General features: G+C 41.1%; 29 protein-coding genes. 28 read left to right on the top strand and 1 reads right to left on the bottom strand.

Annotated elements, in window-relative coordinates; all coding sequences use genetic code 11:
- The 6 genes from ypeB (at window position 1) to fni (ending at window position 5,553) form a co-directional block, all read left to right on the top strand.
- The gene (gene ypeB, locus C5695_RS11460) at window positions 1-1,350 is read left to right on the top strand and encodes a germination protein YpeB (RefSeq protein WP_117730840.1); all 1,350 of its coding nucleotides are present in this window, start codon (window positions 1-3) and stop codon (window positions 1,348-1,350) included.
- A gap of 102 nt (window positions 1,351-1,452) precedes the next feature.
- Window positions 1,453-2,100, top strand: coding sequence for a flagellar brake protein (locus C5695_RS11455; RefSeq protein ID WP_117730839.1), 648 nt, complete (start codon window positions 1,453-1,455; stop codon window positions 2,098-2,100).
- Between the two features lie 63 nt (window positions 2,101-2,163).
- Complete coding sequence (locus C5695_RS11450) at window positions 2,164-2,346, top strand: DUF5359 family protein (protein WP_117730838.1); 183 nt, start codon at window positions 2,164-2,166, stop codon at window positions 2,344-2,346.
- Between the two features lie 71 nt (window positions 2,347-2,417).
- The gene (cmk, locus tag C5695_RS11445; RefSeq protein WP_117730837.1) at window positions 2,418-3,095 is read left to right on the top strand and encodes a (d)CMP kinase; all 678 of its coding nucleotides are present in this window, start codon (window positions 2,418-2,420) and stop codon (window positions 3,093-3,095) included.
- A gap of 224 nt (window positions 3,096-3,319) precedes the next feature.
- The gene (gene rpsA, locus C5695_RS11440) at window positions 3,320-4,471 is read left to right on the top strand and encodes a 30S ribosomal protein S1 (protein WP_117730836.1); all 1,152 of its coding nucleotides are present in this window, start codon (window positions 3,320-3,322) and stop codon (window positions 4,469-4,471) included.
- A 14-nt stretch (window positions 4,472-4,485) separates the two neighbouring features.
- The gene (gene fni, locus C5695_RS11435; RefSeq protein ID WP_117730835.1) at window positions 4,486-5,553 is read left to right on the top strand and encodes a type 2 isopentenyl-diphosphate Delta-isomerase; all 1,068 of its coding nucleotides are present in this window, start codon (window positions 4,486-4,488) and stop codon (window positions 5,551-5,553) included.
- Between the two features lie 249 nt (window positions 5,554-5,802).
- On the opposite strand, the gene C5695_RS11425 is transcribed toward fni, so the two are convergent.
- Complete coding sequence (locus tag C5695_RS11425) at window positions 5,803-5,934, bottom strand: YpzI family protein (protein ID WP_081042314.1); 132 nt, start codon at window positions 5,932-5,934, stop codon at window positions 5,803-5,805.
- Between the two features lie 120 nt (window positions 5,935-6,054).
- On the opposite strand from C5695_RS11425, the gene C5695_RS11420 reads away from it, so the two are divergent.
- The 22 genes from C5695_RS11420 to trpC all read left to right on the top strand — a co-directional run bounded on the left by C5695_RS11420 (window position 6,055) and on the right by trpC (window position 25,142).
- The gene (locus C5695_RS11420; protein WP_233230729.1) at window positions 6,055-6,657 is read left to right on the top strand and encodes a YphA family membrane protein; all 603 of its coding nucleotides are present in this window, start codon (window positions 6,055-6,057) and stop codon (window positions 6,655-6,657) included.
- Entirely contained in the window at window positions 6,654-7,538 is an 885-nt protein-coding gene (locus C5695_RS11415) for a YIEGIA family protein (protein WP_117730834.1), read from the top strand. The genes C5695_RS11420 and C5695_RS11415 overlap by 4 nt, the downstream gene beginning before the upstream one ends.
- A gap of 6 nt (window positions 7,539-7,544) precedes the next feature.
- The gene (locus C5695_RS11410) at window positions 7,545-7,739 is read left to right on the top strand and encodes a capping complex subunit for YIEGIA (RefSeq protein ID WP_008344527.1); all 195 of its coding nucleotides are present in this window, start codon (window positions 7,545-7,547) and stop codon (window positions 7,737-7,739) included.
- Window positions 7,740-7,898: 159 nt separating this feature from the next.
- Window positions 7,899-9,209, top strand: a complete 1,311-nt coding sequence (der, locus tag C5695_RS11405) for a ribosome biogenesis GTPase Der (protein ID WP_117730833.1) — start codon at window positions 7,899-7,901, stop codon at window positions 9,207-9,209.
- A 14-nt stretch (window positions 9,210-9,223) separates the two neighbouring features.
- Complete coding sequence (locus tag C5695_RS11400) at window positions 9,224-10,261, top strand: NAD(P)H-dependent glycerol-3-phosphate dehydrogenase (RefSeq protein ID WP_117730832.1); 1,038 nt, start codon at window positions 9,224-9,226, stop codon at window positions 10,259-10,261.
- A 266-nt stretch (window positions 10,262-10,527) separates the two neighbouring features.
- The gene (locus C5695_RS11395) at window positions 10,528-10,731 is read left to right on the top strand and encodes a DUF2768 domain-containing protein (RefSeq protein WP_117730831.1); all 204 of its coding nucleotides are present in this window, start codon (window positions 10,528-10,530) and stop codon (window positions 10,729-10,731) included.
- A gap of 18 nt (window positions 10,732-10,749) precedes the next feature.
- Window positions 10,750-11,475, top strand: a complete 726-nt coding sequence (locus C5695_RS11390; RefSeq protein WP_117730830.1) for a hypothetical protein — start codon at window positions 10,750-10,752, stop codon at window positions 11,473-11,475.
- A 206-nt stretch (window positions 11,476-11,681) separates the two neighbouring features.
- Window positions 11,682-13,160, top strand: a complete 1,479-nt coding sequence (spoIVA, locus tag C5695_RS11385; protein ID WP_008344534.1) for a stage IV sporulation protein A — start codon at window positions 11,682-11,684, stop codon at window positions 13,158-13,160.
- A gap of 375 nt (window positions 13,161-13,535) precedes the next feature.
- Entirely contained in the window at window positions 13,536-13,814 is a 279-nt protein-coding gene (gene hbs / locus C5695_RS11380; RefSeq protein WP_003215863.1) for a non-specific DNA-binding protein Hbs, read from the top strand.
- 190 nt (window positions 13,815-14,004) lie between these two features.
- Window positions 14,005-14,574, top strand: coding sequence for a GTP cyclohydrolase I FolE (gene folE, locus C5695_RS11375; RefSeq protein ID WP_117730829.1), 570 nt, complete (start codon window positions 14,005-14,007; stop codon window positions 14,572-14,574).
- Window positions 14,575-14,598: 24 nt separating this feature from the next.
- Window positions 14,599-14,829, top strand: coding sequence for a trp RNA-binding attenuation protein MtrB (mtrB, locus tag C5695_RS11370; protein ID WP_106049672.1), 231 nt, complete (start codon window positions 14,599-14,601; stop codon window positions 14,827-14,829).
- A 114-nt stretch (window positions 14,830-14,943) separates the two neighbouring features.
- Window positions 14,944-15,711 carry a heptaprenyl diphosphate synthase component 1 gene (locus tag C5695_RS11365; protein WP_117730828.1) on the top strand — a complete coding sequence of 256 codons (768 nt, stop codon included), beginning with the start codon at window positions 14,944-14,946 and terminating at the stop codon, window positions 15,709-15,711.
- Between the two features lie 3 nt (window positions 15,712-15,714).
- Entirely contained in the window at window positions 15,715-16,419 is a 705-nt protein-coding gene (locus C5695_RS11360) for a demethylmenaquinone methyltransferase (protein ID WP_117730827.1), read from the top strand.
- A gap of 24 nt (window positions 16,420-16,443) precedes the next feature.
- Complete coding sequence (gene hepT, locus C5695_RS11355; RefSeq protein WP_117730826.1) at window positions 16,444-17,406, top strand: heptaprenyl diphosphate synthase component II; 963 nt, start codon at window positions 16,444-16,446, stop codon at window positions 17,404-17,406.
- A gap of 129 nt (window positions 17,407-17,535) precedes the next feature.
- Complete coding sequence (ndk, locus tag C5695_RS11350; protein ID WP_073414809.1) at window positions 17,536-17,982, top strand: nucleoside-diphosphate kinase; 447 nt, start codon at window positions 17,536-17,538, stop codon at window positions 17,980-17,982.
- A gap of 145 nt (window positions 17,983-18,127) precedes the next feature.
- A complete protein-coding gene (locus tag C5695_RS11345; RefSeq protein ID WP_117730825.1) occupies window positions 18,128-18,907 on the top strand; it encodes a CheR family methyltransferase in 780 nt (259 codons plus the stop codon).
- Between the two features lie 73 nt (window positions 18,908-18,980).
- Window positions 18,981-20,153, top strand: coding sequence for a chorismate synthase (aroC, locus tag C5695_RS11340; protein ID WP_117730824.1), 1,173 nt, complete (start codon window positions 18,981-18,983; stop codon window positions 20,151-20,153).
- Window positions 20,153-21,244 (top strand): 3-dehydroquinate synthase, encoded by a 1,092-nt coding sequence (gene aroB / locus C5695_RS11335; RefSeq protein WP_117730823.1) that lies wholly within the window; start codon window positions 20,153-20,155, stop codon window positions 21,242-21,244. Before aroC ends, aroB begins: the two co-directional genes overlap by 1 nt.
- A complete protein-coding gene (gene aroH, locus C5695_RS11330; protein ID WP_117730822.1) occupies window positions 21,241-21,624 on the top strand; it encodes a chorismate mutase in 384 nt (127 codons plus the stop codon). The genes aroB and aroH overlap by 4 nt, the downstream gene beginning before the upstream one ends.
- A gap of 231 nt (window positions 21,625-21,855) precedes the next feature.
- Window positions 21,856-23,403: an anthranilate synthase component I gene (trpE, locus tag C5695_RS11325; protein ID WP_117730821.1), complete on the top strand. Its 1,548-nt coding sequence runs from the start codon at window positions 21,856-21,858 to the stop codon at window positions 23,401-23,403.
- Window positions 23,375-24,397 carry an anthranilate phosphoribosyltransferase gene (gene trpD / locus C5695_RS11320; protein WP_117730820.1) on the top strand — a complete coding sequence of 341 codons (1,023 nt, stop codon included), beginning with the start codon at window positions 23,375-23,377 and terminating at the stop codon, window positions 24,395-24,397. Before trpE ends, trpD begins: the two co-directional genes overlap by 29 nt.
- Complete coding sequence (trpC, locus tag C5695_RS11315) at window positions 24,390-25,142, top strand: indole-3-glycerol phosphate synthase TrpC (protein ID WP_117730819.1); 753 nt, start codon at window positions 24,390-24,392, stop codon at window positions 25,140-25,142. The genes trpD and trpC overlap by 8 nt, the downstream gene beginning before the upstream one ends.
- Window positions 25,143-25,144: the final 2 nt, after the last annotated feature.

Raw genomic sequence — 25,144 nt, 5'->3', positions numbered from 1 at the left:
ATGATCAGAGGAATATTGATTGCCATTTTAGGAATTGCTGTCATCTCAACAGGTTATTGGGGCTATAAAGAGCATCAAGAAAAAGACGCAGTGCTGCTGCACGCAGAGAACAATTACCAAAGGGCTTTCCACGATTTAACGTACCAAGTGGACCAGCTGCATGACAAACTTGGGGCAACACTTGCAATGAACAGCCAGTCTTCGATTTCCCCAGCGCTTGCAGATGTATGGAGAATGTCGTCAGAAGCACATAACAATGTAAGCCAGCTTCCGCTCACATTAATGCCCTTTAACAAAACGGAAGAATTTCTGGCGAATGTCGGAGACTTTAGCTACAAATCATCAGTCAAATCTTTATCAGATGAACCGTTAAACAAGAATACGCACAAAACCATTACGTCTTTATATCAGCAAGCGGCTGATATCCAAAACGAACTGAGACAAGTGCAGCATCTCGTCCTCAACAAAAATTTAAAATGGATGGATGTTGAAATGGCGCTGGCTGACGGTGACCGAAAGAACGATAACACCATCATTGATGGGCTCAAAACAGTTGAGAGAAATGCAGATGCATTTGCGGATGTCGATCTCGGGCCTACAAATGTGTCGACAGAATCAGAAACACGCGGCTACAATCATTTAAAAGGCAAAAAGATTTCAAAGAAAGAAGCGATCCGTATTGCCCAAAAATTCACACCTGACCATAATCAAGATTTTAAGGTGAGAAAAAGTGGAAGCAAAACCAATCGAGATGTGTACAGTTTGTCGATGTCAGATCCTGATAGTCAAGCGAATTTCTATTTAGACTTGACTGAAAAAGGAGGACACCCAGTCTACCTTCTTCAAAATCGAGAGGTGAAAAAACAGAAAATCAGTTTAAATGATGCGTCAGAAAAAGCACTCAGCTTCTTAAAGAAGCAAGGATTTGATGCAGAGTCGTTCCATTTAGATGAAAGTGCGCAATTTGATAATATCGGTGTATTTACCTATGTGCCTCTTCAAAAAAATGTACTCCTCTATCCGGATAGTATACGCATGAAAGTCGCATTAGATGATGGTGAGGTAGTAGGGTTTTCAGCGAAAGACTACTTAACGAATCATAAAACAAGAGACATAAAATCACCTAAAATCTCACAAAAAGATGCGAAGAAAACATTGAATCAACATGTGAAAATTGAAGATTCTCATTTAGCAATCGTACAAAATGACATGTCAGAGGAAGTATTGTGCTATGAGTTTCTCGGAACGATTAAAAATGATACGTACCGCATGTTCATTAATGCCGATACTGGAAAAGAAGAACGAGTAGATAAACTAAAAAACGCAGAACCTATATATAAAGACCTATAGAAAAGGAAGTGAGGAAAAGGCGAATAAGCCTTTTCCTTTTGTTTTTTACATGGTTTAATATAGGAGAGGATATGATTTCACAAATGAAAAGAGTGATGAGGAATGTTACAAATAGGGGATGCAATCACAATTGAATATGTCAATGAGAACAAAGAAGTGAAAACTGCAAAATCGAAAGTTTTGGAAAATAATAACGATGATATTTGCATTAATTATCCAGCTGATAAAGAAACGGGCCGAACGATTTATTTAAACCAGCAAACAGAAATCACCGTTTTCTTTTTCGATGAAAATCAAATTCCATACAAATGTACAAGCGAGGTCATTGGCAAGAGAAAAGAAGATATTCCGATGATTGTCATCTCCATTCCGCCAAAAGAAGAAATGGTCCGGCTTCAGCGCAGAGAATACCTTCGAGTCGACACAATGGTCAAAGCAACGATTACACAAGCGGATGAAGAACCCTTTGAGACGTTTATTGTCAATATGAGTGCCGGCGGCGTAGCAATCGCTGTTCCTGAAGGTGTCGCATTGAAAGAATATGGAGAAGTGGGAACAGAGTTTGAACTTCCACTTAAAGAGCCTGTGAAAATTAAAGCGGTTGCAGAAATCAATCGAGTATATCAGGATGAGCAGACTGGCAAAATGAGAGCGATCATGGAGTTTTCTGAGATCACCAATGACCAGCAGCAGCACATTATGAAGTACTGCTTCCAGCAGCAGCTTTTAACACGGGTGAAAAAAGCATAAGAATAAAGGGTGTAAAAAGCTTCCATACTAGAGGTGAAAGATTCTAGCGTGGAGGCTTTTTGTATGAAGACATTGGAAAGATGGTTATTGAAAGCAGTGCTTATTCAGCTTGTATTATTATTAGCCGTTCAGATCACACTTCATTTAACGAAAGGAGAGCTTTTTTTGTCAAAAGTCGTGCAATATGAAGGCGTAAATAACATGAGTATTGAAGATTGGATTGAGACGTTTAAGCAGAAGGATTGATAGAAAATTCCCCCGTTTGAGCGGTGATCGTGTTACAATTCATAAGGGAGATTCAATCAAGGAGAGGTATTATGAAAAAGAAATTATCTATCGCAATTGACGGTCCTGCAGCAGCAGGAAAAAGCACTGTGGCAAAAATTGTCGCAGCCAAAAAATCATATATTTATATCGACACAGGTGCCATGTACCGTGCGATTACCCTTGCGGCACTCAATCATGGTGTAGACCTAGAAGACGAACAGGCACTTGATGCTTTGCTGAAAAAGACTGTCATTGATCTAGTCTCAACGGACGAAGGTCAAAAAGTTCATCTTGACAATACCGATGTCACAGAGGATATTCGCACAGACCGAGTAAGCAACCAAGTATCAGTTGTTGCAAAGCACCGAGCTGTTCGGGAAGAAATGGTCCGCAGGCAGCAAGAGCTTGGTAAAAAAGGCGGAGTCGTGATGGACGGAAGAGACATAGGTACGCATGTTCTTCCAGATGCTGAAGTGAAAATTTTCTTGCTTGCATCAGTAGAGGAAAGAGCAAAACGACGCTTTGAAGAAAATCAGAAAAAAGGCTACGATGTCAATTACGATCAGCTGATTGAAGAGATCGCAAGACGTGATAAGCTTGATTCTGAGCGCGAAGTTTCGCCGCTGAAAAAAGCGGATGACGCCATTGAAATTGACACAACAGCTCTTTCTATTCAAGAGGTAGCTGGTAAAATTTTAGATGCAGCAGACCGCGTGGAAAAACAGTAAGAAATTTTAGAAAACTTTAATAAGTTAGAGGTTTATCTCTTGACAAACAAGGTCTTTTATTAGAAGTTTATACTAATACTATTTTTATTGATCATTCAAGCAATTAACGTTGATTTGAATGTTTCTATAATACATATTCGGCTGGCAATCATCATGCTTAAGACACATATTCACCCAGTCGTTTTAACTAAGCTGTGTAGGTTTGGACCAAGGAGGTTATCGAAATGACAGAGGAAATGAATCAAATCGATGTTCAGGTACCAGAGGTTGGAGATGTAGTGAAAGGGATTGTTTCTAAAGTTGAGGACAAGCATGTGAATGTAGATATCGTCAATGTGAAACAGCCTGGGATCATCCCAATCAGTGAATTATCAAGTCTTCACGTTGAAAAAGCATCAGATGTCGTAAAAGATGGCGACGAGTTAGAGCTTAAAGTAACAAAGGTCGAAGACGATGCTTTGATTTTATCGAAACGTGCTGTTGATGCAGACCGCGCTTGGGAAGACCTAGAGAAAAAGTTTGAAACAAAAGAAGTATTTGAAGCTGAAGTAAAAGACGTTGTTAAAGGTGGTCTTGTCGTAGACATTGGTGTGCGTGGATTTATTCCTGCATCTCTTGTAGAAGCACATTATGTAGAGGACTTCTCAGACTACAAAGGTAAAACACTCTCACTTGTCGTGGTAGAACTTGACCGCGAAAAAAATCGTGTGATTCTCTCGCACCGTGCAGTAGTGGAGCAAGAGCAATTAGACAAAAAGCAAGACTTCCTGCAAAAGCTTGAAGTAGGCAGTGTGATTGATGGTAAGGTGCAGCGTCTTACTGACTTTGGTGCATTTGTAGACATTGGCGGCATTGATGGATTGGTTCACATTTCTCAACTATCCCATGCGCATGTTGAAAAGCCATCTGACGTAGTGGAAGAAGGACAGGAAGTCCAGGTTAAAGTACTTGCTGTTGATCGTGATAACGAACGTATCTCACTATCTATTAAAGAAACATTACCAGGACCTTGGAGCCAAATTGGTGAAAAGGTAAAACAAGGTGATGTGCTTGAAGGAACTGTTCAACGTCTTGTGAGCTTTGGTGCATTTGTTGAAATTCTACCTGGTGTAGAAGGGCTTGTGCATATTTCCCAAATCTCTCATAAACATATCGGTACGCCGCATGAAGTCCTTGAAGAAGGGCAGACTGTGAAAGTGAAAGTGCTTGATGTGAATGAAGATGAAGAGCGCATTTCACTAAGCATCCGTGATTTAGAAGAAAATCCTGAAAAACAAAGCGAAGAGGATTATCGTCAATATCAGGCGAAAGAAGAAAACACAAGCGGATTCCAGCTTGGTGACCTGATCGGCGATAAACTCAATAAACTAAAATAATTTGGTGATCAAAATTGACGCGAGCAGAAAGAAAGAAGCAGCATATTGAGCATGCCCTGTCCACTGGACAGCATGCAGCAACAGGTTTAGAAGATGTTTCCTTCGTTCACGCCAGTTTACCAGATCTTGCGACATCACAAATTGATACACATACGACAATTGGCGGACTGACTTTCGGTTCGCCAATTTTTATCAATGCAATGACTGGCGGGGGCGGAGAATCAACCTATGAGATTAACCGTTCTTTATCGATCGCAGCGAAGGAAACCAATATACCAGTAGCAGTTGGATCACAAATGGCTGCACTGAAAGATAAAGAAGAAAGACGAACGTATGAAGTCGTACGAAAAGTCAATCCCGACGGAATGGTGTTTGCGAACTTAGGCAGTGAAGCAACGATTAAGCAAGCTGCAGAAGCGGTCGATATGCTGGAGGCCAATATGCTTCAGATTCATCTAAATGTGATTCAAGAAATTGTCATGCCTGAAGGAGATCGTGATTTCAGGGGAGCACTTGAGCGCATCGCAGCTATCGCTGAATCTGTTGGTGTGCCTGTTGTTGTAAAAGAAGTCGGATTTGGGATGAGCAAGGAAACGGCAAAAAAATTATTTCAGGCTGGAGTTGTAGCCGTTGATGTAGGAGGATTTGGTGGTACGAACTTTTCTAAGATCGAAAATCTTCGCCGCCAAAAAGCACTTTGTTATTTTGATCAATGGGGTATTCCAACCGCAGCAAGTCTTGCCGAAGTACATACAAGCTTTCCAGACCAAACGGTTTTAGCCTCTGGTGGTATTCAAGATGCCCTTGACGTAACTAAATCAATTGCTCTTGGGGCATCCGCTGCCGGTCTAGCTGGCTTTTTCTTAAAATCACTGACTGCCGGAGGGGAAAGCGGCCTCATCACTGATATCATGGAACTTCAAGAAGATGTGAAGATGATGATGACAGTGCTTGGCGTGAAGACCATTGAAGAACTGAGACAAGCTCAAATTGTCATTTCAGGAGAAACAAGTCATTGGCTCAAAGAAAGAGGCATCGATACAACATACTATAGTTTAAGATCAGAGAAGAAAAAGGACTAAATATTTTAGCTCATTAAGCATCTAAGGCATGTGATTGTCACATGCCTCAGCGTGTAGACAAACCCTCGCATTCTTTGTCAGTCCTGCGCGCCGGTACTCACGAATGTCAAATTCGCTCCGTTCCGGTGCTCGTCCTTCCTAGACTTCAAAGGTTTTCTATCACGCTGAAAAGAAGACAAAGTGCTAAAATAAAGATCATTTTAACACTTTGTCAACAATCTAAGGCATGTGATTGTCACATGCCTTTTTTTATTGGTTTCTTTTTCGTGCGCTATCTGGACCTTCTAATGCTGTTGCCCCTTTATGATGAATGGATTGATCACGGTCAGATTCCACTCTTTTTGATGCCTTTAAACGTTTTTCCTGTCTATCTTTTCCCACCTTACATCCCTCCTCAATCATTAGGGTGTCATCTCTTGTGTATTTCATACAATGTCCAAAGCGGTTCCTCACGTTTAAAAATTGGGGATTTTCCCATAATGTAATTGAGGTGATGAGACGTTGGAGGCTTTGTACTATTATTGGTCTATATGGTTCGTTTGGATTATCGTGACATTTATTATGGAAAAAAACTCGTGGCGCAGTGCACTAGGCGCTCTTGTCCTCGTTCATATTATATGTAGTCATTTCATGATATCCATGTTTGATATGAGCATGAATGCGGGGTATTTGATGACCTTTATATATGCCTGTGCGGGTTTCGTTCTATTTCGGTCTGGTCATCAAATAATGAGAATCATGCAATTAGGCTCCATGGTGAGCGCATATGCCTTTTTTATGATTTTTGCATTATATGACCCGGTTTGGTTCACGCTAATAAAAGTGGACTGGGCCGTATTTGTCTTGCTGATCTTGATGTCTTTGACATACGGACATCAATTAACGGAACGAATTACCCTATGGATGATGTCTGTGTGTCTTGGTGAAGCCCTTTATGCACTGACGGTTCACCGCCTTACTTCATCAATTGTTATAGGAGATCTCTCGTTTCTGTCCCTTGTTGTTCAAGGCGCCATCTTCTTATTAGGTGTCGATCAGCTTGAAAAGCTCTTGAGCGTCCGTTCTTCCAGAAAACCAGTTAAAGGGGCTGCAAAATCAACATGACGAACTACACGTTTCCTGTGATTATTGGTGTCATCTTTGGGATGGCGGCTAGGCTTTATATGTTAAGAACTGATTACCGGCAATATCCTACGTATATTCATGGACAAGTGATTCACATTGCACTTGGTTTTATCGCATCAGGGCTTGGTGCAATCATTATGCCTGCGCTGATTCAGGAAGAATTTACTGCAATTACCTTTCTAACTTTAGCAGCCACTCAATTTCGTGATGTACGTAATATGGAAAGAAATACATTAACCCAATTGGATTCGTATGAGCTTGTCTCAAGAGGTAGTACATATATTGAAGGCATTGCCATTGCCTTTGAGAGCCGGAATTATATTGCCATTCTCACTGCACTTATTACAACCACAGCCTGTATTTTCTTCTCGCTCGTTGTTGGGACAGTGGTCGGTATTCTTTGTTTTTTCATGGCAAAGCTATTAATGTCTGGCAGCCAATTAAAGGATATCGTCAACATACAAAAAGGGGAGCTTCGCTTTGACGGCGCAGGGCTTTATGTGAATGATATTTACATCATGAATATCGGCCTGCCTGAAAAGCAAAAGCTCATATTAGAGCATGGAATGGGCTTTATATTGACACCAAAAAATTTTAACTCAGCCACAACGATTGCCAACCTTGGTCAGCGGCAAGCGATTTTATTTGATTTATCCAACGTGCTTGGTGTGTATCGCGATTCTGGTGAACCATCTCTCTGTCCGCTCGCCAAACGTGATCTAAATAATGGGACACTTGGCGTGTTCATTTTACCGCAATGGTATCGTGAAGATTTGGCTGTCCGTGTATTAGAAGAGGTTCCGATTTTAGAAAATGCCATTAGAATGCCGACAGATTTCATTAAAAAGAAAGTGAGGTAATAAGACATGGCGAACACCATTGAACAATTTATACTCGCTGTGGCCACAACAAATAAAGAGCGGGTCATTGGCGGAACAGCCGTTTTCTTCTGTGAAAATAAAGAAGAGCTTGACATGTATGCCATGAATTTAGAGGCCATTTTAGATGGAATTGCACACGGAATTGGTGAAGATCTTTACTTGATTGTCAAACATTTTTAAGTTATTCATTGTGGTCTGATTAAAAATTGATATAATATATAAGTTGAACCCTTCATGTTTGAAGGGTTTATTTCATAAAACTGAATGAAAATTTTAAATCCCGGTTGAAACATGATGATGAACATATTGAATCGCGGCTGGATTGAAAGGAAGGGTACTATGGGTAAACCTGTCGTAGCCATTGTTGGAAGGCCCAACGTTGGAAAATCTACAATTTTTAATCGAATCGCAGGCGAAAGAATATCGATTGTAGAAGACACACCTGGTGTAACAAGAGATCGAATCTATAGCTCTGCTGAATGGTTAAATTATGACTTTAATTTAATAGATACTGGTGGAATTGATATTGGAGATGAGCCATTTTTAGCTCAAATTCGCCATCAGGCAGAAATCGCAATGGATGAAGCGGATGTCATCATCTTTATGGTAAATGGCCGAGATGGCGTCACATCTGCTGATGAAGAAGTCGCAAAAATTTTATATCGCACGAAAAAGCCAGTTGTACTTGCTGTCAATAAACTGGACAACCCTGAAATGAGAAGCGACGTGTATGACTTTTATGCACTAGGATTTGGCGAGCCGTATCCGATTTCTGGAACGCACGGATTAGGTCTAGGTGATCTGCTGGATGCTGTCGCAGAACACTTCAAAAACTTACCGGATACACAGTATGCTGAAGAAGTCGTTCAGTTCTGCTTAATTGGGCGCCCGAATGTAGGGAAATCCTCTTTAGTGAATGCAATGCTTGGAGAAGACCGTGTCATTGTGAGCAATATCGCTGGTACGACAAGAGATGCTGTGGATACGATGTTTACGTACAATCAGCGTGACTTTGTCATTGTCGATACAGCAGGTATGAGGAAAAAAGGAAAAGTATATGAAACAACAGAGAAATACAGCGTGCTTCGTGCATTAAAAGCCATTGATCGTTCTGATGTTGTCGCTGTTGTTCTTGACGGTGAAGAAGGCATTATTGAACAGGATAAACGTATTGCAGGTTATGCACATGAAGCTGGTAAAGCCGTTGTGATCATTGTGAACAAATGGGATGTTGTTGAAAAAGATGAGCGTACGATGAAGGAATTTGAGCAAAACATCCGCGAGCATTTTCAATTCCTTGATTATGCACCTGTCTTATTTATGTCAGCTCTCACGAAAAAGAGAATTCATACGTTAATGCCATCCATTATTACAGCTAGTGAAAATCATGCGATGCGCGTTCAAACAAATATTTTGAACGATATCATCATGGATGCAGTAGCAATGAATCCAACCCCGACTCATAATGGACAGCGTCTGAAAATTTACTATGCGACACAGGTGGCCATTAAGCCTCCGTCCTTTGTTGTGTTTGTAAACGATCCTGAGCTTATGCACTTTTCTTACGAACGTTTCCTAGAAAACCGCATTCGCGATGCATTTGGTTTTGAAGGAACACCGATTAAAATATTTGCGAGAGCGAGAAAATAAAAAGGGTGAGCAGAATGAAGAAAATTTCAGTACTAGGAGCAGGAAGCTGGGGAACAGCTCTTGCGCTTGTATTAGCTGATAATCATCATGATGTACACATGTGGGGACATAGACAAGAGCTCATTGATCAAATCAATGAGAAGCATGAAAATCATGATTACTTGCCAAATGTCGAACTGCCAGCGTCTATTCAGGCGACGACAGATATGAAGCAGGCTTTAGAAGGGACAGACGCTATTATTGTCGCTGTACCAACAAAGGCCATTCGCGAAGTATTGAAGCGGGCAAATGAACTGATCACATCGAAAGTTCCGTTTGTTCATGTGAGTAAAGGAATTGAACCAGATACACTTCTTAGAATTTCTCAAATGATTGAACAAGAAGTCCCAGATGAGAAAAGAGAAGCTGTCGTTGTCTTATCAGGGCCGAGTCATGCAGAGGAAGTAGGCTTGCGTCATCCGACAACCGTCACTGTTTCATCAGAAAATATTGAATCGGCTCAATTTGTTCAAGATTTGTTTATGAATAACAACTTTAGAGTGTACACAAATCCTGATGTGATTGGTGTTGAAATTGGCGGAGCATTGAAAAATATCATTGCTCTTGCCGCAGGGATCACAGACGGACTTGGATATGGTGACAATGCAAAAGCAGCGCTCATCACAAGAGGACTTGCTGAAATCGCACGTCTCGGTACAAAAATGGGCGGAAACCCTCTTACATTTGCCGGATTAACGGGCGTTGGAGATTTGATCGTGACATGTACAAGTGTTCATTCGCGTAACTGGCGCTGTGGAAATCTGCTAGGTAAAGGGTATAAGCTTGAAGAAGTGCTTGAAAAAATGGGAATGGTCGTCGAAGGCGTCCGTACAACAAAAGGTGCTTATCAACTCTCCAAAGAATACAAGGTCAGCATGCCGATTACAGAGGCGCTTTACCACGTTCTGTTTGAAGGGAAAAAGGTGGGCGATGCTGTAGAATCATTGATGGCACGTGTGAAAACACATGAAATGGAAGACCTTGTGAACATGTTTGAAAATCAAACAAAATAAATGGAAGACTGAACTTAGGCATGTAGAGGATGCAAGAAGGGGAAGACTTGCATAACATAGCAATGAAGTTTGAGTAGAGCTTTGCCTCTACAGAATGAGGAAAAATAGTCGACCTAATGACTGAAGCGGAGTCCCCCTCTTTGCTTCAGTTTTTTTATGCGCTTTTTTCTGAATGATTGGAAAAATGATTGATATTTACCTTATTTTTGGTTTAGAATGAAATATAAACGCTTACAATTTGTTCGTTTTGAAGGGGGACAGGCACGATGAGTTTTGCTTTAATCAAGATGTGGTTTGCGCTTGGTTCAATGGGGCTCATGTTTTTGGCCGTAGTAACCATTTATTTCAGTCGATTTAAGCTGAAAAGCCGGTTTCTTAAAATAGCAGCCTCGACCGTCGCATACAGCCTGATGCTCGTATCAGGTATCATTGTGTTTTTAGTTGTATTTAGCGGGCCGGTCAATGAATAAAGAAAAAGGAAGAATGTGATGATCAAAGCAAAAGTCAGTGTTATGTTATTAGCACTAATTTTACTAACGGGATGTCTGTATCCAGAGAATCGCAAAGCTGAAAACCGGGTGCCATACGAGGAGCAGCTACAAAGTGTGCAAACAGCGATTGAGGAATTTCAAAAAGCAACAAACGGTCTTTTGCCGATTGAAACAAAAGAAGCAGACACACCGGTTTACCAGAAGTACGTCATCGACTTTAAGCGCTTGTCACCAAGGTATTTACATGATGTACCGTCTACATCCTTTGAAGGCGGGGGAGAATATATTTATGTCCTCACAGACGTCGAAAAAAAACCAACAGTGAAACTGCTTGATGTTAAAATGACGCAAACCATCAGTGAATTACGTCTGAGAATCAAAATATATCAAGATGAACATACATATCCGCCATACGGCAAAGTAGTATCCAGTCATTTATATACGCTAAATGAAAAAAAACTAGGCTTAAAATCGCCGCCTACGGTCATGAGCCCTGTGACAGGAAATTCCCTCCCATTACTCATTTCATCAAATGGCGAAATCTATGTGGACTATCGCAGTGATTTTGCTCATATTTTGAAGAATACGAAACAAAAGCTGAAACCAGGTGAAGACATTCAAGATGTGTATTGGCAGGAAACCCCGTTTGTACCGGCATTTTCTGTCCCCTATACCATCAACAAAAAAGGTGAGCCTGATTTTTTAGAAAAAAAGACGCCATAAACAAGAATGAACCTTTCTCCTCTGCATATAAATGAGGAGAAAGGTTTTTTTATGGCTAAAACATACTCTCAAAACAAAAAAGGTGTCATATTCAAATAGGACAACGTCATACACATATATTGTCCAGACACCTTTCAAGCACAGTTTGATTGAAGAATAGAGTATTTTATTTGAAAACGAGGATAGCAAGTCCGGGAGGGGATCACTTGGAAAAAGTCGATATTTTCAAGGATATCGCTGAACGAACAGGAGGCGATATATATTTAGGAGTCGTTGGAGCTGTTCGTACAGGGAAATCTACGTTTATTAAAAAGTTTATGGAGCTCGTGGTGCTCCCGAATATCAATAATGAGGCAGATCGTGCAAGAGCACAGGATGAATTGCCGCAAAGCGCAGCAGGAAAAACGATTATGACCACAGAGCCAAAATTTGTACCAAATCAAGCGGCATCGATTCACGTAAGTGACGGTCTTGATGTCAACATCAGGCTTGTTGATTGTGTAGGTTACACAGTCCCTGGTGCGCGCGGATATGAAGATGAAAATGGCCCAAGAATGATCAACACGCCTTGGTATGAAGAGCCAATCCCGTTTCATGAAGCGGCGGAAATTGGTACACGCAAGGTCATCCAAGAGCATTCAACCATCGGTGTTGTGATTACAACAGATGGGTCCATTGGAGAAATTCCAAGACATGATTATATTGAATCTGAAGAACGTGTGATTGATGAACTCAAAGAGGTTGGAAAGCCGTTTATTATGGTCATCAACTCTGTGAGACCATACCACCCTGAAACAGAGGCGCTGCGGCAGGAACTGAGCCAAAAATATGATATTCCAGTACTTGCCATGAGTGTAGAAAGTATGAGAGAGCAAGACGTACTCAGTGTGCTTCGTGAAGCATTATATGAATTCCCAGTTCTAGAGGTGAATGTGAACTTGCCAAGCTGGGTCATGGTGCTGAAAGAAGATCATTGGCTGAGAGAAAGTTATCAGGACTCGGTGAAGGAAACCGTAAAGGATATTAAAAGATTACGAGATGTCGACCGTGTCGTTGGCCAGTTTAGCGAATTTGATTTTATTGAAAGAGCAGGCTTAGCAGGTATTGAAATGGGTCAGGGGATTGCGGAGATTGACCTGTACGCCCCAGATGATCTATATGATCATATTTTAAAAGAAGTGGTTGGTGTGGAAATTAGGGGTAAAGACCACCTTCTAGAGCTCATGCAAGATTTTGCGCATGCCAAGACAGAATATGATCAAGTATCAGACGCTTTAAAAATGGTGAAGCAAACGGGGTACGGGATTGCAGCACCCGCTTTGTCAGATATGAGTTTAGATGAGCCGGAAATCATAAGACAAGGTTCAAGATTCGGCGTGAGATTAAAAGCCGTTGCACCATCTATTCATATGATTAAAGTAGATGTAGAGAGTGAATTTGCACCGATTATCGGAACAGAGAAACAAAGTGAAGAGCTCGTCCGCTACTTAATGCAAGACTTTGAAGACGATCCGCTGTCGATTTGGAATTCAGATATATTTGGGCGCTCACTCAGTTCCCTTGTCAGAGAAGGCATTCAAGCGAAGCTGTCACTGATGCCGGAAAACGCACGATATAAGCTGAAAGAAACGCTTGAACGAATCATTAACGAAGGATCGGGTGGGCTGATCGCGATCATTCTATAGCATGTGAGACCTCTCATTGATAGGGGTCTTTTTTTATGTGTGAAATGAGTCATAAAAAGACAATTGTATAAAGATTAGTCAGATTCAGGCTGAAATTAGGAATATTCGTTCGCAAAAGTGCCCTTAATCCTTGACGAATAAGGATTCTTCCCTTTAAAATGCTTGATATGGTATTTCATATGTGTTAATCTACTTACAGAAAATCTTCACTTTGTTGGACAAACATTCCTTCAAAGAGATGTTTTCTACATGAATAGCCATGTATAACGCTTTCTAGACGCTCTTTTTTCGAAAAAAGTGTATAGAAAGAAGATGAATTGTGAAGAAATGATAACAAATCTATTGAATGCATATTTTTGGGAGGAGGTGAAAGGCATGAACAAGACAGAACTTATTAACGCGGTTGCTGAAGCAAGCGAGTTATCTAAAAAAGACGCGACAAAAGCAGTTGATTCTGTTTTTGATACAATTTTAGATGCACTTAAAAATGGTGACAAAATCCAACTTATCGGTTTTGGTAACTTTGAAGTACGTGAGCGTTCAGCTCGTAAAGGGCGTAACCCACAAACTGGTGCAGAGATCGAAATCCCTGCAAGCAAAGTACCTGCTTTCAAACCAGGTAAAGCACTTAAAGACGCGGTGGCAGGTAAATAATCGTTATGTGTAATGATCCTATTGAAGGAGTTATACATATACAGTTTCACACTGGTCTAGAAAAGCCCCTTTCATAAGGGGCTTTTCCTTTTGAATCAAAAGGTTCGATTAGAACGCTCTCCTTTGCTTTTAGGATCTGAAGTGTGCTAGAATCTGAATGAAATGTAATCGCCTTTGGAGGATATAATACATGAGTGAGATAAATAAAGAACTAATTGAACACGCAGTACGCGATATATTAAAAGCCATCGGAGAAGATCCGGATCGTGAAGGACTTCTTGATACCCCAAAACGAGTAGCAAAAATGTATGAAGAAGTGTTCTCGGGATTAAATGAAGATCCAAAAGAACATTTTAAAACCATTTTTGGTGAAGACCACGAGGAACTCGTTCTTGTTAAAGATATTGCTTTCCATTCAATGTGTGAACACCACCTTGTACCTTTCTACGGAAAAGCCCATGTCGCTTATATTCCGCGCGGCGGAAAAGTAACGGGACTTAGCAAACTTGCAAGAGCAGTAGAAGCTGTTGCTAAACGCCCGCAGCTTCAGGAACGAATTACATCAACCATTGCAGATAGTATGGTGGAAACACTCGATCCACACGGCGTGATGATTGTCGTTGAAGCAGAGCATATGTGTATGACGATGCGCGGAGTGAAAAAGCCAGGCGCTAAAACAGTGACTTCAGCAGTACGTGGTACATTTGCCAATGATGCAGCGGCAAGAGCAGAAGTGCTTTCCTTTATTAAAAACGACTAATTCAATAGATGGAAGGTGAACAGATTGAGTGAAAATAAAGCATCTGATTTTGTAGTGATTAAAGCCAATGATAACGGTGTGAATGTCATCGGCTTAACTAGAGGCTCTGATACAAGATTTCACCATTCCGAAAAGCTCGATAAAGGTGAAGTCATCATTGCACAATTTACTGAGCATACATCAGCGATCAAAGTAAGAGGCGATGCTGTCATTCAAACGAGCTTCGGAGAAATTCAAAGCGAAGCAAAGAAATAAGCACTTGTATGCACTTGATAGCATAAAAGTGAGAGCTGATATGGTATAATAAATCTCTATACAACGTGCAGGGCTACGTATGAAACTGTAATTTTTGGGACAAGGGTGATATCTTTGCAAGACATCTACGGAATTTTATCTAATCTAAATATAAAATTAAATAAAAAGCTTTCTCATCCTTATTTGGCAAAGCATTTACGCGCGCCACTCATCGATGAAGATAAGCTCCTTCTTTTTCATGCAATGTTTGATGAAGCTCAAATTGATGCAGAGAAAAAAGAAAATTATATTTTAACGGCGATGCTTGTGCAAATTGCCCTTGATACCCATGACGAAGTGACAACTGCTGCAGCCATCAAGCAAGACGAATTCAAAAATCGTCAGCTGACCATCCTAGCAGGAGACTATTTCAGCGGTCTCTATTACTCTCTTCTCTCTGACATGAAAGACATTTATATGATCCGCACGCTCGCCACGGCGATCAAAGAGATCAATGAGCATAAAATTAGACTGTATGATCGATCTATTCAAGATGCAGCGCACTTTTACAAAAGTGTAGCAACGGTTGAGTCTGCGTTATTCCAAAGAATTTCTGAGCATTTTCAATTAACGCATTGGAATGAGATTGCAAGTCGTTTCCTTGTTTATAAGCGTTTCATGAAACAAGCAGAAGATGACAAACATTTAAAACTTTTTTTGAACGATAGCTATACGGACGCCTATACATGTTTTGACAACTTTGAGAAGGAAGGCTACGAGCAAGCCAAACGACCGATCAAGGAGCATCTTGTTTCATCTCCGGTCGTTCAAAAAGAGCTATTAAATCGCTTGGATCATATGAAAAATGAGCCTGCGTACCATCAGAAAGTGGAAGAAGGGTAAGTCATGCAGCAATCAAAAGAACAGCGAGTACATGGTGTATTTGAAAAAATTTATAAAAACTATGATCAAATGAACTCTGTCATTAGCTTTAAACAGCATAAAAAGTGGCGCGATAAAACAATGAAACTCATGAATGTTCAAAAAGGAGCCAAAGCATTAGATGTATGCTGTGGAACAGCCGATTGGACCATTGCGCTGGCTGATGCTGTAGGAGAAAAAGGCGAAGTTAAAGGCCTTGATTTTAGTAAAAATATGCTAAGTGTGGGAGAAACGAAGGTGAAGGCGGGAGGCTACAATCAAATTGAGCTCCTTCACGGCAATGCGATGGAGCTTCCTTTTGAGGATAACACATTTGATTATGTCACGATCGGTTTCGGCCTTCGAAATGTTCCTGATTACTTAACAGTGCTAAAAGAAATGACAAGAGTAGTGAAGCCTGGTGGAATCGTTGTCTGTCTTGAGACATCACAGCCTGAAATGATTGGGTTTAAACAAGGTTACTACGTCTATTTCAAATACATCATGCCGCTCTTTGGTAAACTGTTTGCCAAAAGCTATCAGGAGTATTCATGGCTTCAAGAATCAGCCAAATCGTTCCCTGGCATGAAAGAGCTGGCGGCTCTTTTCGAAGAGGCAGGGTTGTCTGATGTCTCGTATCATCCATTTACAGGCGGCGTAGCAGCAACACATATCGGAAAGAAGCTTTGAATAAACGATATTTGGGTGAAGATAATGAAACTAAAAGCAATGATCTCTTTTTTAAATCATGATATCGATATAATTGAAAAGGAGCTTGAACAAACAGTTCGCTCTGATTACGCATTATTAAGTGAAGCAGGTCTTCATTTGCTGCAAGCGGGCGGAAAACGAATCCGCCCCGTTTTTGTTCTCCTTTCGGGCATGTTTGGCGACTATGATATTAATAAAATTAAATATGTTGCTGTTGCGCTAGAGTTGATTCATATGGCATCGCTCGTTCACGATGATGTCATTGATGATGCTGAACTGAGAAGAGGCAAGCCAACAATTAAGGCAAAATGGGACAATCGAATTGCCATGTATACAGGGGATTACTTATTTGCAAGATCGCTTGAGTATATGACAAAGATCAATCACCCAATGGCGCATGAAATTTTGTCAAAGATGGTCGTCGAGCTCTGTCTTGGTGAAATAGAGCAAGTGAAAGACAAATACAATATGGATCAAAACCTGCGTACATATTTAAGAAGAATCAAACGAAAAACAGCCTTGCTCATTGCGGGCAGCTGTCAATTAGGTGCCATCGCAGCAGGTACAGATGAAAAAACACATAAAGCCCTTTACTGGTTCGGTTACTATGTCGGCATGTCTTACCAGATCATTGATGATGTGCTTGATTTCACATCAACTGAAGAAGAGCTTGGTAAGCCTGTTGGAGGAGATCTTTTACAAGGAAATGTCACATTGCCAGTCTTATATGCACTGAAAAACCCGACACTAGAAGGTCAATTAAAGCTGATTAATAGTGAAACAACAGAAATGCAGCTGAAGCCTGTGATTGAACACCTTAAACAAACAGATGCGATCGACCGTTCGATTCGAGTGAGTGAAATGTATTTGAAAAAAGCATTTGAGCAGCTGGACAAACTTCCTCGAGGACGAGCGAAAACGTCACTCGCCTCCATTGCAAAATATATAGGGAAACGAAAATTCTAATCAACATGTTGTTGATTGGTTTTTTTGTGAAGTTTTTTGTCAAAAATTGATTATTATAAAAAAAAATGATACGATCACTTTGTAACAATGTAAGCCTATACATACATAACGACGGGGTGGAGAACGTATATGGACAAAACATTTCTTATGGTCAAACCTGATGGTGTAGAAAGACAATTAATCGGTGAAATTGTGTCAAGATTCGAAAAAAAGGGACTTCAGCTTGTTGGTGCAAAACTAATGAGTATTCCAAAAGAAGTAGCAGAAACACATTACGGAGAGCATAAAGAAAAACCATTCTTCGGGGAATTGGTTGACTTTATCACGTCAGGGCCTGTTTTCGCAATGGTATGGCAAGGTGAGCAGGTAGTAGACGTAACAAGACAAATGATCGGAAAAACAAATCCGAAGGAAGCGCTTCCGGGTACAATAAGAGGAGATTATGGATTGACTGTTGGAAAAAACATTATCCATGGCTCAGACTCACCAGAAAGTGCTGAAAGAGAAATCAACTTATTCTTCAAACAAGAAGAACTCACAAACTGGGATCAAACCATCTCAAGCTGGATTTACTAAGGTTCAAGCCAAGGTGTTCATTCAATGAGCGCCTTGGCTTTTTTTATATTGATATTTCTACAGGAAATTTCGCATGAGAAGATACAAATTTTCGATAAAAACAGCTATACTAGGACAAAGATAGATGAGACAGGAGAGGACATTGATGGATCAATATCAAGTATTTGTTGGAAAATGGAAAAAACTAACCGGGGTCGATCTGAATTTATATAAAGAAGCACAAATGAAACGAAGATTAACGTCACTTTATGATAAAAAAGGATACAGAGATTTTGAAGCATTCGCATCTGCCCTTGAAAAGGATAGAGCGTTATTAGATGAAACGATGGATCGAATGACGATCAATGTGTCAGAATTTTACCGAAACTATCAGCGCTGGGAAGTACTTGATCAAAAAATCCTTCCGCTGCTATCGAAAAACAACGGTACCCTAAAAATATGGAGTGCAGCATGTTCGACAGGAGAGGAGCCGTATACGCTCTCAATGCTGCTATCAAGCCACCCTCTTGTAAAGGACTTCCAAATTATCGCAACTGATATTGATGATAAAGTCCTGCAATCAGCGCAAAAGGGAAGATATCATGAACGTTCTTTGCAAGAAGTACCAGATCAAATCAAGCAAAAATATTTCACAAAGGAAGATGCTTCATTTTACACTGTGAAGGATGAGGTGCGAAAGCATATTCAATTTAAGAAGCACAACCTTTTAGCAGATCCGTATGAAAAGCAGCTTGATCTGATCGTGTGCCGAAATGTTCTCATTTACTTTACTGAAGAGGCAAAAGAAGAGATCTACATGAAAATGAGCAGTAGTTTGAAGCAGAATGGTGTACTATTTGTTGGTTCTACTGAACAGATTTTTCACCCGGAAAAGTTTGGACTGACATCTGCTGATACTTTCTTTTATCAAAAGAAGGGGTTGTAGCTGACTTTTCAGTAGAAAGTGTGTTATTATAGTTTTACTTAAAAGCGTTAATGCGATGAAGGGAGATTAAGTCATGAGATACTTAACAGCAGGTGAATCACATGGTCCACAATTGACCACAATTATTGAAGGCGTTCCAGCTGGACTTTACATAGAGCAGGATGACATCAATTATGAATTGGCTAGAAGACAGAAGGGTCATGGCCGCGGCAGAAGAATGCAGATTGAAAAAGACCAAGCAAAAGTGTTAAGTGGTGTTCGCCACGGGAAAACATTAGGTTCTCCTATTGCACTTGTTGTTGAAAACAATGACTGGAAGCATTGGACAAAGGTGATGGGGGCTGAGCCGATCACAGAAGAAGAAGAGAGTGAAATGAAGCGTCAAATTTCACGTCCAAGACCAGGACATGCGGATTTAAATGGTGCGATTAAATATGGACATCGTGATATGCGAAACGTATTAGAGCGATCATCAGCGCGTGAGACAACCGTTCGCGTAGCAGCAGGAGCAGTTGCCAAACAAATTTTGGCTCATCTAGGAATCAAAGTAGCTGGCCACGTTCTTGAAATTGGCGGAGTGAAAGCGGCTCATACGGCATATGAATCAATTGAAGATTTGCAAAAGGTCACGGAAGATTCACCCGTTCGCTGCTACGATAGTGAAGCGGGTCAAAAAATGATGGATGCCATTGATGAAGCGAAGAAAAACGGTGATTCAATTGGTGGGATTGTAGAAGTCATCGTTGAAGGAATGCCGGTTGGTGTTGGAAGCTATGTTCACTATGACCGCAAGTTGGACAGCAAGCTAGCAGGTGCTGTTCTGAGTATCAACGCATTTAAAGGGGTTGAATTCGGTATTGGCTTCGAGGCGGCTTCTAAAAATGGCAGTGAAGTCCACGATGAAATCATCTGGGATGAAGAAAAGGGCTATACGAGAAAAACAAACCGTTTAGGCGGTCTTGAAGGCGGAATGTCAACTGGTATGCCAATTGTCGTAAGAGGGGTCATGAAACCAATCCCAACGCTTTATAAACCGCTTCAAAGTGTTGACATTGAAACAAAAGAACCTTTCTCCGCAAGTATTGAACGTTCTGACAGCTGTGCCGTTCCTGCCGCAAGTGTTGTCGCAGAAGCCGTCGTGGCATGGGAAATTGCCAATGCTGTTGTTGAGCAGTTTGGACTTGATCAAATTGACCGCATTAAAGAAAATGTTGAAAAAATGCGCCAGCTTCAGAGGGAATTTTAATGAAAACACTGGAAGTTAAGACGTCTTCAGCCACTTATCCTGTATATATCGGTGATGGGATTAAACGCAATATCGTCGACTTGATGACTTCCACCGGGCTTTCCTATACGAAGCTCTTAATTGTGACAGATACAGCTGTCGATGCGATTTACGGGGATGAATTGGTTCGCTTACTTGAAGAGAAGTGGTCTGTGCATAAAGTGGTTGTGCCAAGCGGAGAGCAGTCGAAATCATTTGCCGAGTTTGAGTATATTCATACGAAGGCCATTCAATATCAGCTTGATCGTTCCTCCTGCATCATTGCGCTGGGAGGAGGCGTAATTGGAGATTTAGCTGGCTTTGCTGCCGCCACTTATATGAGAGGCATTGATTTTATTCAAGTGCCGACGACGCTGTTGGCACACGATAGTGCAGTTGGCGGAAAAACAGGGATTAACCACCCTCTCGGTAAAAATTTAATTGGTGCTTTTCATCAGCCGAAAGCTGTGATCTATGATACGAGTATGCTTGAGACGCTATCTGACATTGAACTGAGGTCAGGTTTTGCTGAAGTCATCAAACATGCGCTCATTTCAAGTGAAGACTTTTTATCAGAACTGATGTCCATTCGTTCTTTGGCAGAATGTTCAAAGAGCGAGCTGGCACATATGCTGTATCAAGGGATTCAGGTCAAAGCGTCGATTGTTCAACAAGACGAGAAAGAACAAGGCGTACGTGCATTTTTGAATTTAGGTCATACACTGGGGCATGCCATTGAAGCAGAGTATGGATACGGTGTTATCACACACGGAGATGCCATTGCAATCGGCATGCAGTTTGCGCTGTATGTAAGTGAAAAGAACCTAGGACTCAGCCTCAATCGCACGGAGCTGAAACATTGGATGAAAGAGCTAGGGTTCCCAGTACAAGTCACAAAAGATATTTCAACGAACACATTTGTTGACCGAATGCTTGGGGATAAAAAGGCAAGAGGCGGCACTGTTCAATTTGTTTTATTAAAACAGATTGGAGACGTCACCTTGCAGTCTTTCACAAAAGATGAGCTGTATCAATGGCTTGAAGAATGGAAACGGGAGGAGGGATGTCTATGATGTTTCGTGGGATACGTGGGGCTACAACTGTAACAGAAGATACAGAAACAGAAGTGTTAAACAAAACGAAACAGCTGCTAGAAGCGATTATATCAAGAAACCAAGTAGATCCAGAACGTGTCGTGCAGATCTTAATTTCAGCTACACAAGATATTCACTCCGTTTTTCCGGCAAAAGCCCTTCGTCAGTTTGAAGGCTGGACCTATGTGCCTGTTACTTGTATGCAGGAGCTGGACATTCATGGCGGTCTAAAGCATTGTATCCGCGTCTTAATGACGGTCCAAACAGACATCAAGCAGGAAGACGTGCAGCATGTGTACTTGGAAGAAGCTGTGACGCTTCGCCCTGATTTACAGTTGACAAAAAACAAGGAATTATAATACGATATGAACAGCCGAAGTTTACACAGAGGTGTAAACGGCATTGCAAGTTTAGAGAAGATGAGAATGAGACTAGGGTAGTTGAGATGAGTAGAGTTGAGCAGAGATACGATACTTCTATTTAATCATACTGCCTAAAAGAGTACCCCTCTTTTAGGCTTATTTCGTATACTCATACAAACCCTCTATATGTCCCCTCATTCTCCTTAATCCCATTTAAGGAGTGTGCTTATGAATTCCCAATCAAATTTGACCCAATTTTTACGGGACAGCGAGTCCCACAAAACAATCCCGATTGTTGAAACCATTACAGTTGATACGCTCTCACCGATTCAAATTGTTGAAAAACTCAAACAAGATATTGTGTATTTGCTAGAAAGCAAAGACGAATCTTCTAGCTGGTCGAGATATTCCTTCATCGGATTGCACCCGTTTTTAACCTTACACGATGACCAAAATCAATATATTGCGTGTGACGCCGCTGGTCAGAAGGTTATGCAAAAGCAAGAACTGAAAGATTTATTAGACTGGATGAAAGATCAATACCAAATCAAGACACCAGATGTTGATATTCCGTTTACAGGCGGGGCAGTTGGATACTTAAGCTACGACCTTATTCCAAGCATTGAACCTTCTGTCAGGCCTCACCTGAATGCATCAACAACAGACAATTGTACTCTATTTGTCTGCCAAACAATGATTGCTTTTGATCATGAAACAAATCATGTTCATTTTATCCAATACACCCAGCTGACCGGAGATGAAACAGAAGACGAAAAAATACGAGCTTACAAAGAAAATCAAAAGCGTCTGGAACAGATGATTCATAAGCTCCATACAAAGGTCGATATGAAAGAACTGATCTTATCAGGGAACATGAACGAGCCACCATCCTTTGAACAGGTGACGTCTACCTATGAAAAAACACAATTTTTACAGGATGTCGAAAAAATCAAAGAATACATTCGAGCAGGTGATATTTTTCAAGGCGTACTCTCACAGCGCTTTGACATCCCAGTGTCAGTGAGTTCATTTGAATTATACCGCGTGCTTCGCATTGTGAACCCATCTCCATACATGTATTTTATGAAATTAAAAGACCGTGATTTAGTCGGAAGCTCGCCAGAACGATTAATTCATGCCAAAAATGGGCACTTAGAAATTCACCCCATTGCAGGCACAAGAAAACGAGGAAAAACAAAAGCAGAGGACGCTGCACTGGCAAGGGATCTGCTAGAGGATGAGAAAGAAAAAGCAGAACATTACATGTTAGTCGATCTTGCTAGAAATGATGTTGGCCGTGTAGCAGAATACGGCAGCGTGTCCGTACCGACCTTTACAAAAGTTGTGAACTTTTCACATGTCATGCACATCATCTCCATTGTGACTGGGAAGCTAAAGCAAGATACACATCCTGTCGATGCGCTTATGTCCGCTTTTCCTGCGGGCACATTAACAGGGGCACCGAAGATAAGAGCGATGCAATTATTAAATGAAATGGAGCCTGAGCCAAGGGAAACGTATGGCGGGTGTATTGCCTATATTGGATTTGACGGCAATATCGACTCTTGTATTACCATTCGTACCATGAGCGTCAAAAATGAGACTGCTTCTATACAAGCAGGCGCTGGCATTGTCGCAGATTCTGTTCCAGAAAATGAATGGGAAGAAACATGTAACAAGGCAGGAGCACTTCTGAAGGCCATTCAACTTGCTGAACATATTTTCTCAGAAAAGGAGAGTGTGCAGAATGAATCAACGACTATCAGCTCTTGTTAACGGAGGCTTCCTATCAGAAAATGAAGCACATAGCCTAATGCATGAGATGATGAGCGGCTCTTTAACAGATGCTGAAGTTGCTGCAAGTCTCTCAATTTTAGCGCATAGAGGAGAAACCGCTGAAGAAATGACAGGCTTCGTGAGGGCCATGCGGCAAAAGGCAGCACCAGCCGAAAGGTCGCCGGATGTCGTTGACACATGCGGTACAGGAGGCGATGGACTCTCTACATTTAATATATCAACTGCAGCTGCCATTGTTGCTTCCGCTGCAGGTGCTAAAATCGCAAAACACGGAAATCGTTCAGTCTCTTCTAAAAGTGGAAGCGCGGATGTGCTAGAGTGTCTTGGGATTCACATTCAATCCACACCAGAAGAAACAAGAAGACAAATACAAGAGAAAAACATGGGCTTTTTATTTGCACCACTATACCATTCATCTATGAAACAAGTAGCAACAGTCCGCAAGCAGCTCGGCTTCAGGACGGTATTTAATCTATTAGGACCGCTTTGCCACCCGATGCAGGCCAAAAAGCAAATCATCGGTGTGTACTCAAAGGAAAAGGCAAAATTAATGGCGGAAGCCCTTGCCCCACTAGCACCAGAACATGTCCTTTTTGTATGCGGGGAAGACGGGCTAGATGAATTAACGATTACAGCAAATTCATATGTGATTGAACTCAAAAAAGGTGCCATGAAAGAATATACGCTAAACCCAGAAGACTTTGGACTGAAAAAAGGATATTTAACAGATATCCAAGTCCAATCACCAGAAGAGAGCGCCAAGTTGATTCAGAATATATTGAATCATCAAACAGAAGGGGCGCCGCTTCATATTACAGCTCTGAATGCCGGAGCGGCTTTATATGTCGCAGGCAAGACAGAAAGTCTCATGTCAGGAACATTAAAAGCGTTAGAGACGATTAAAAGCGGCGCAGCCAAAGACCAATTAACCCGCTTAAAACAAAAAACGAAGGAGGAAGAGATCTATGCTTAATCAAATCATTGCACGCAAAAAAGAACATATCCAAACGTTGCAGTTACCTGAGGATGGACACTTTGAAAGACGATCATTTAAAGAAGCGCTTATGAACCCTAACCGCTCGATTGGTCTCATTGCTGAGGTGAAAAAAGCGTCTCCTTCTAAAGGGATCATTCAACCGAATTTTGATCCTTTGCAAACCGCAAAAGCATACGAAAGATCACACGCAGATTGCTTATCTGTCTTAACAGATGAACCATTTTTTCAAGGGAAGAACGAGTATCTTTCCTTGATTAAAGAGCACGTCGCGCGTCCTATTTTAAGAAAAGATTTTATCATCGACTCCTTGCAGATAGAAGAGTCAAGACGTATAGGAGCAGATGCAATTTTATTAATTGGAGAAGTACTTGAGCCGCAAAAGCTGCATGAGCTCTATGCTGAAGCGAAGGAAAAAGGGCTAGATGTTCTTGTCGAAGTTCATGCAGCAGATACACTAGAAAAGATTTTAAACATATTCACCCCGGACATCATTGGAGTGAATAACCGAAACTTAATGACATTTACAACAACAGTTGAACAAACAAAAGAGATTGCACCACTTGTGCCAAAGGATGCCTTACTAGTCAGTGAAAGCGGTATTCAAACATTTGATGATCTGACCTTTGTTCAAAAACATGGAGCGAGTGCTGTTCTTGTAGGCGAATCATTAATGAGAGAATCATCACAAGAAAAAGCCGTTCAGACGTTATTTGGAGAATGAGT

This window comes from Bacillus pumilus, from assembly GCF_003431975.1.
GTDB classification, from domain to species: domain Bacteria; phylum Bacillota; class Bacilli; order Bacillales; family Bacillaceae; genus Bacillus; species Bacillus pumilus_N.
The sequence above is the reverse complement of the archived record's forward strand: the minus strand, read 5'-3'. Positions and strand labels throughout refer to the sequence as shown.

Bases quoted from the DNA above. Each gene is read 5' to 3' on its own strand.
- C5695_RS11455 (WP_117730839.1), top strand. From the start codon at position 1,453: ATGTTACAAATAGGGGATGCAATCACAATTGAATATGTCAATGAGAAC.
- trpE (WP_117730821.1), top strand. From the start codon at position 21,856: ATGAATTCCCAATCAAATTTGACCCAATTTTTACGGGACAGCGAGTCC.
- aroC (WP_117730824.1), top strand. From the start codon at position 18,981: ATGAGATACTTAACAGCAGGTGAATCACATGGTCCACAATTGACCACA.
- C5695_RS11360 (WP_117730827.1), top strand. From the start codon at position 15,715: ATGCAGCAATCAAAAGAACAGCGAGTACATGGTGTATTTGAAAAAATT.
- C5695_RS11415 (WP_117730834.1), top strand. From the start codon at position 6,654: ATGACGAACTACACGTTTCCTGTGATTATTGGTGTCATCTTTGGGATG.
- trpC (WP_117730819.1), top strand. From the start codon at position 24,390: ATGCTTAATCAAATCATTGCACGCAAAAAAGAACATATCCAAACGTTG.
- C5695_RS11450 (WP_117730838.1), top strand. From the start codon at position 2,164: ATGAAGACATTGGAAAGATGGTTATTGAAAGCAGTGCTTATTCAGCTT.
- C5695_RS11410 (WP_008344527.1), top strand. From the start codon at position 7,545: ATGGCGAACACCATTGAACAATTTATACTCGCTGTGGCCACAACAAAT.
- folE (WP_117730829.1), top strand. From the start codon at position 14,005: ATGAGTGAGATAAATAAAGAACTAATTGAACACGCAGTACGCGATATA.
- cmk (WP_117730837.1), top strand. From the start codon at position 2,418: ATGAAAAAGAAATTATCTATCGCAATTGACGGTCCTGCAGCAGCAGGA.
- aroH (WP_117730822.1), top strand. From the start codon at position 21,241: ATGATGTTTCGTGGGATACGTGGGGCTACAACTGTAACAGAAGATACA.
- C5695_RS11345 (WP_117730825.1), top strand. From the start codon at position 18,128: ATGGATCAATATCAAGTATTTGTTGGAAAATGGAAAAAACTAACCGGG.
- ndk (WP_073414809.1), top strand. From the start codon at position 17,536: ATGGACAAAACATTTCTTATGGTCAAACCTGATGGTGTAGAAAGACAA.
- C5695_RS11400 (WP_117730832.1), top strand. From the start codon at position 9,224: ATGAAGAAAATTTCAGTACTAGGAGCAGGAAGCTGGGGAACAGCTCTT.
- der (WP_117730833.1), top strand. From the start codon at position 7,899: ATGGGTAAACCTGTCGTAGCCATTGTTGGAAGGCCCAACGTTGGAAAA.
- hbs (WP_003215863.1), top strand. From the start codon at position 13,536: ATGAACAAGACAGAACTTATTAACGCGGTTGCTGAAGCAAGCGAGTTA.
- ypeB (WP_117730840.1), top strand. From the start codon at position 1: ATGATCAGAGGAATATTGATTGCCATTTTAGGAATTGCTGTCATCTCA.
- trpD (WP_117730820.1), top strand. From the start codon at position 23,375: ATGAATCAACGACTATCAGCTCTTGTTAACGGAGGCTTCCTATCAGAA.
- rpsA (WP_117730836.1), top strand. From the start codon at position 3,320: ATGACAGAGGAAATGAATCAAATCGATGTTCAGGTACCAGAGGTTGGA.
- hepT (WP_117730826.1), top strand. From the start codon at position 16,444: ATGAAACTAAAAGCAATGATCTCTTTTTTAAATCATGATATCGATATA.
- C5695_RS11395 (WP_117730831.1), top strand. From the start codon at position 10,528: ATGAGTTTTGCTTTAATCAAGATGTGGTTTGCGCTTGGTTCAATGGGG.
- aroB (WP_117730823.1), top strand. From the start codon at position 20,153: ATGAAAACACTGGAAGTTAAGACGTCTTCAGCCACTTATCCTGTATAT.
- C5695_RS11390 (WP_117730830.1), top strand. From the start codon at position 10,750: ATGATCAAAGCAAAAGTCAGTGTTATGTTATTAGCACTAATTTTACTA.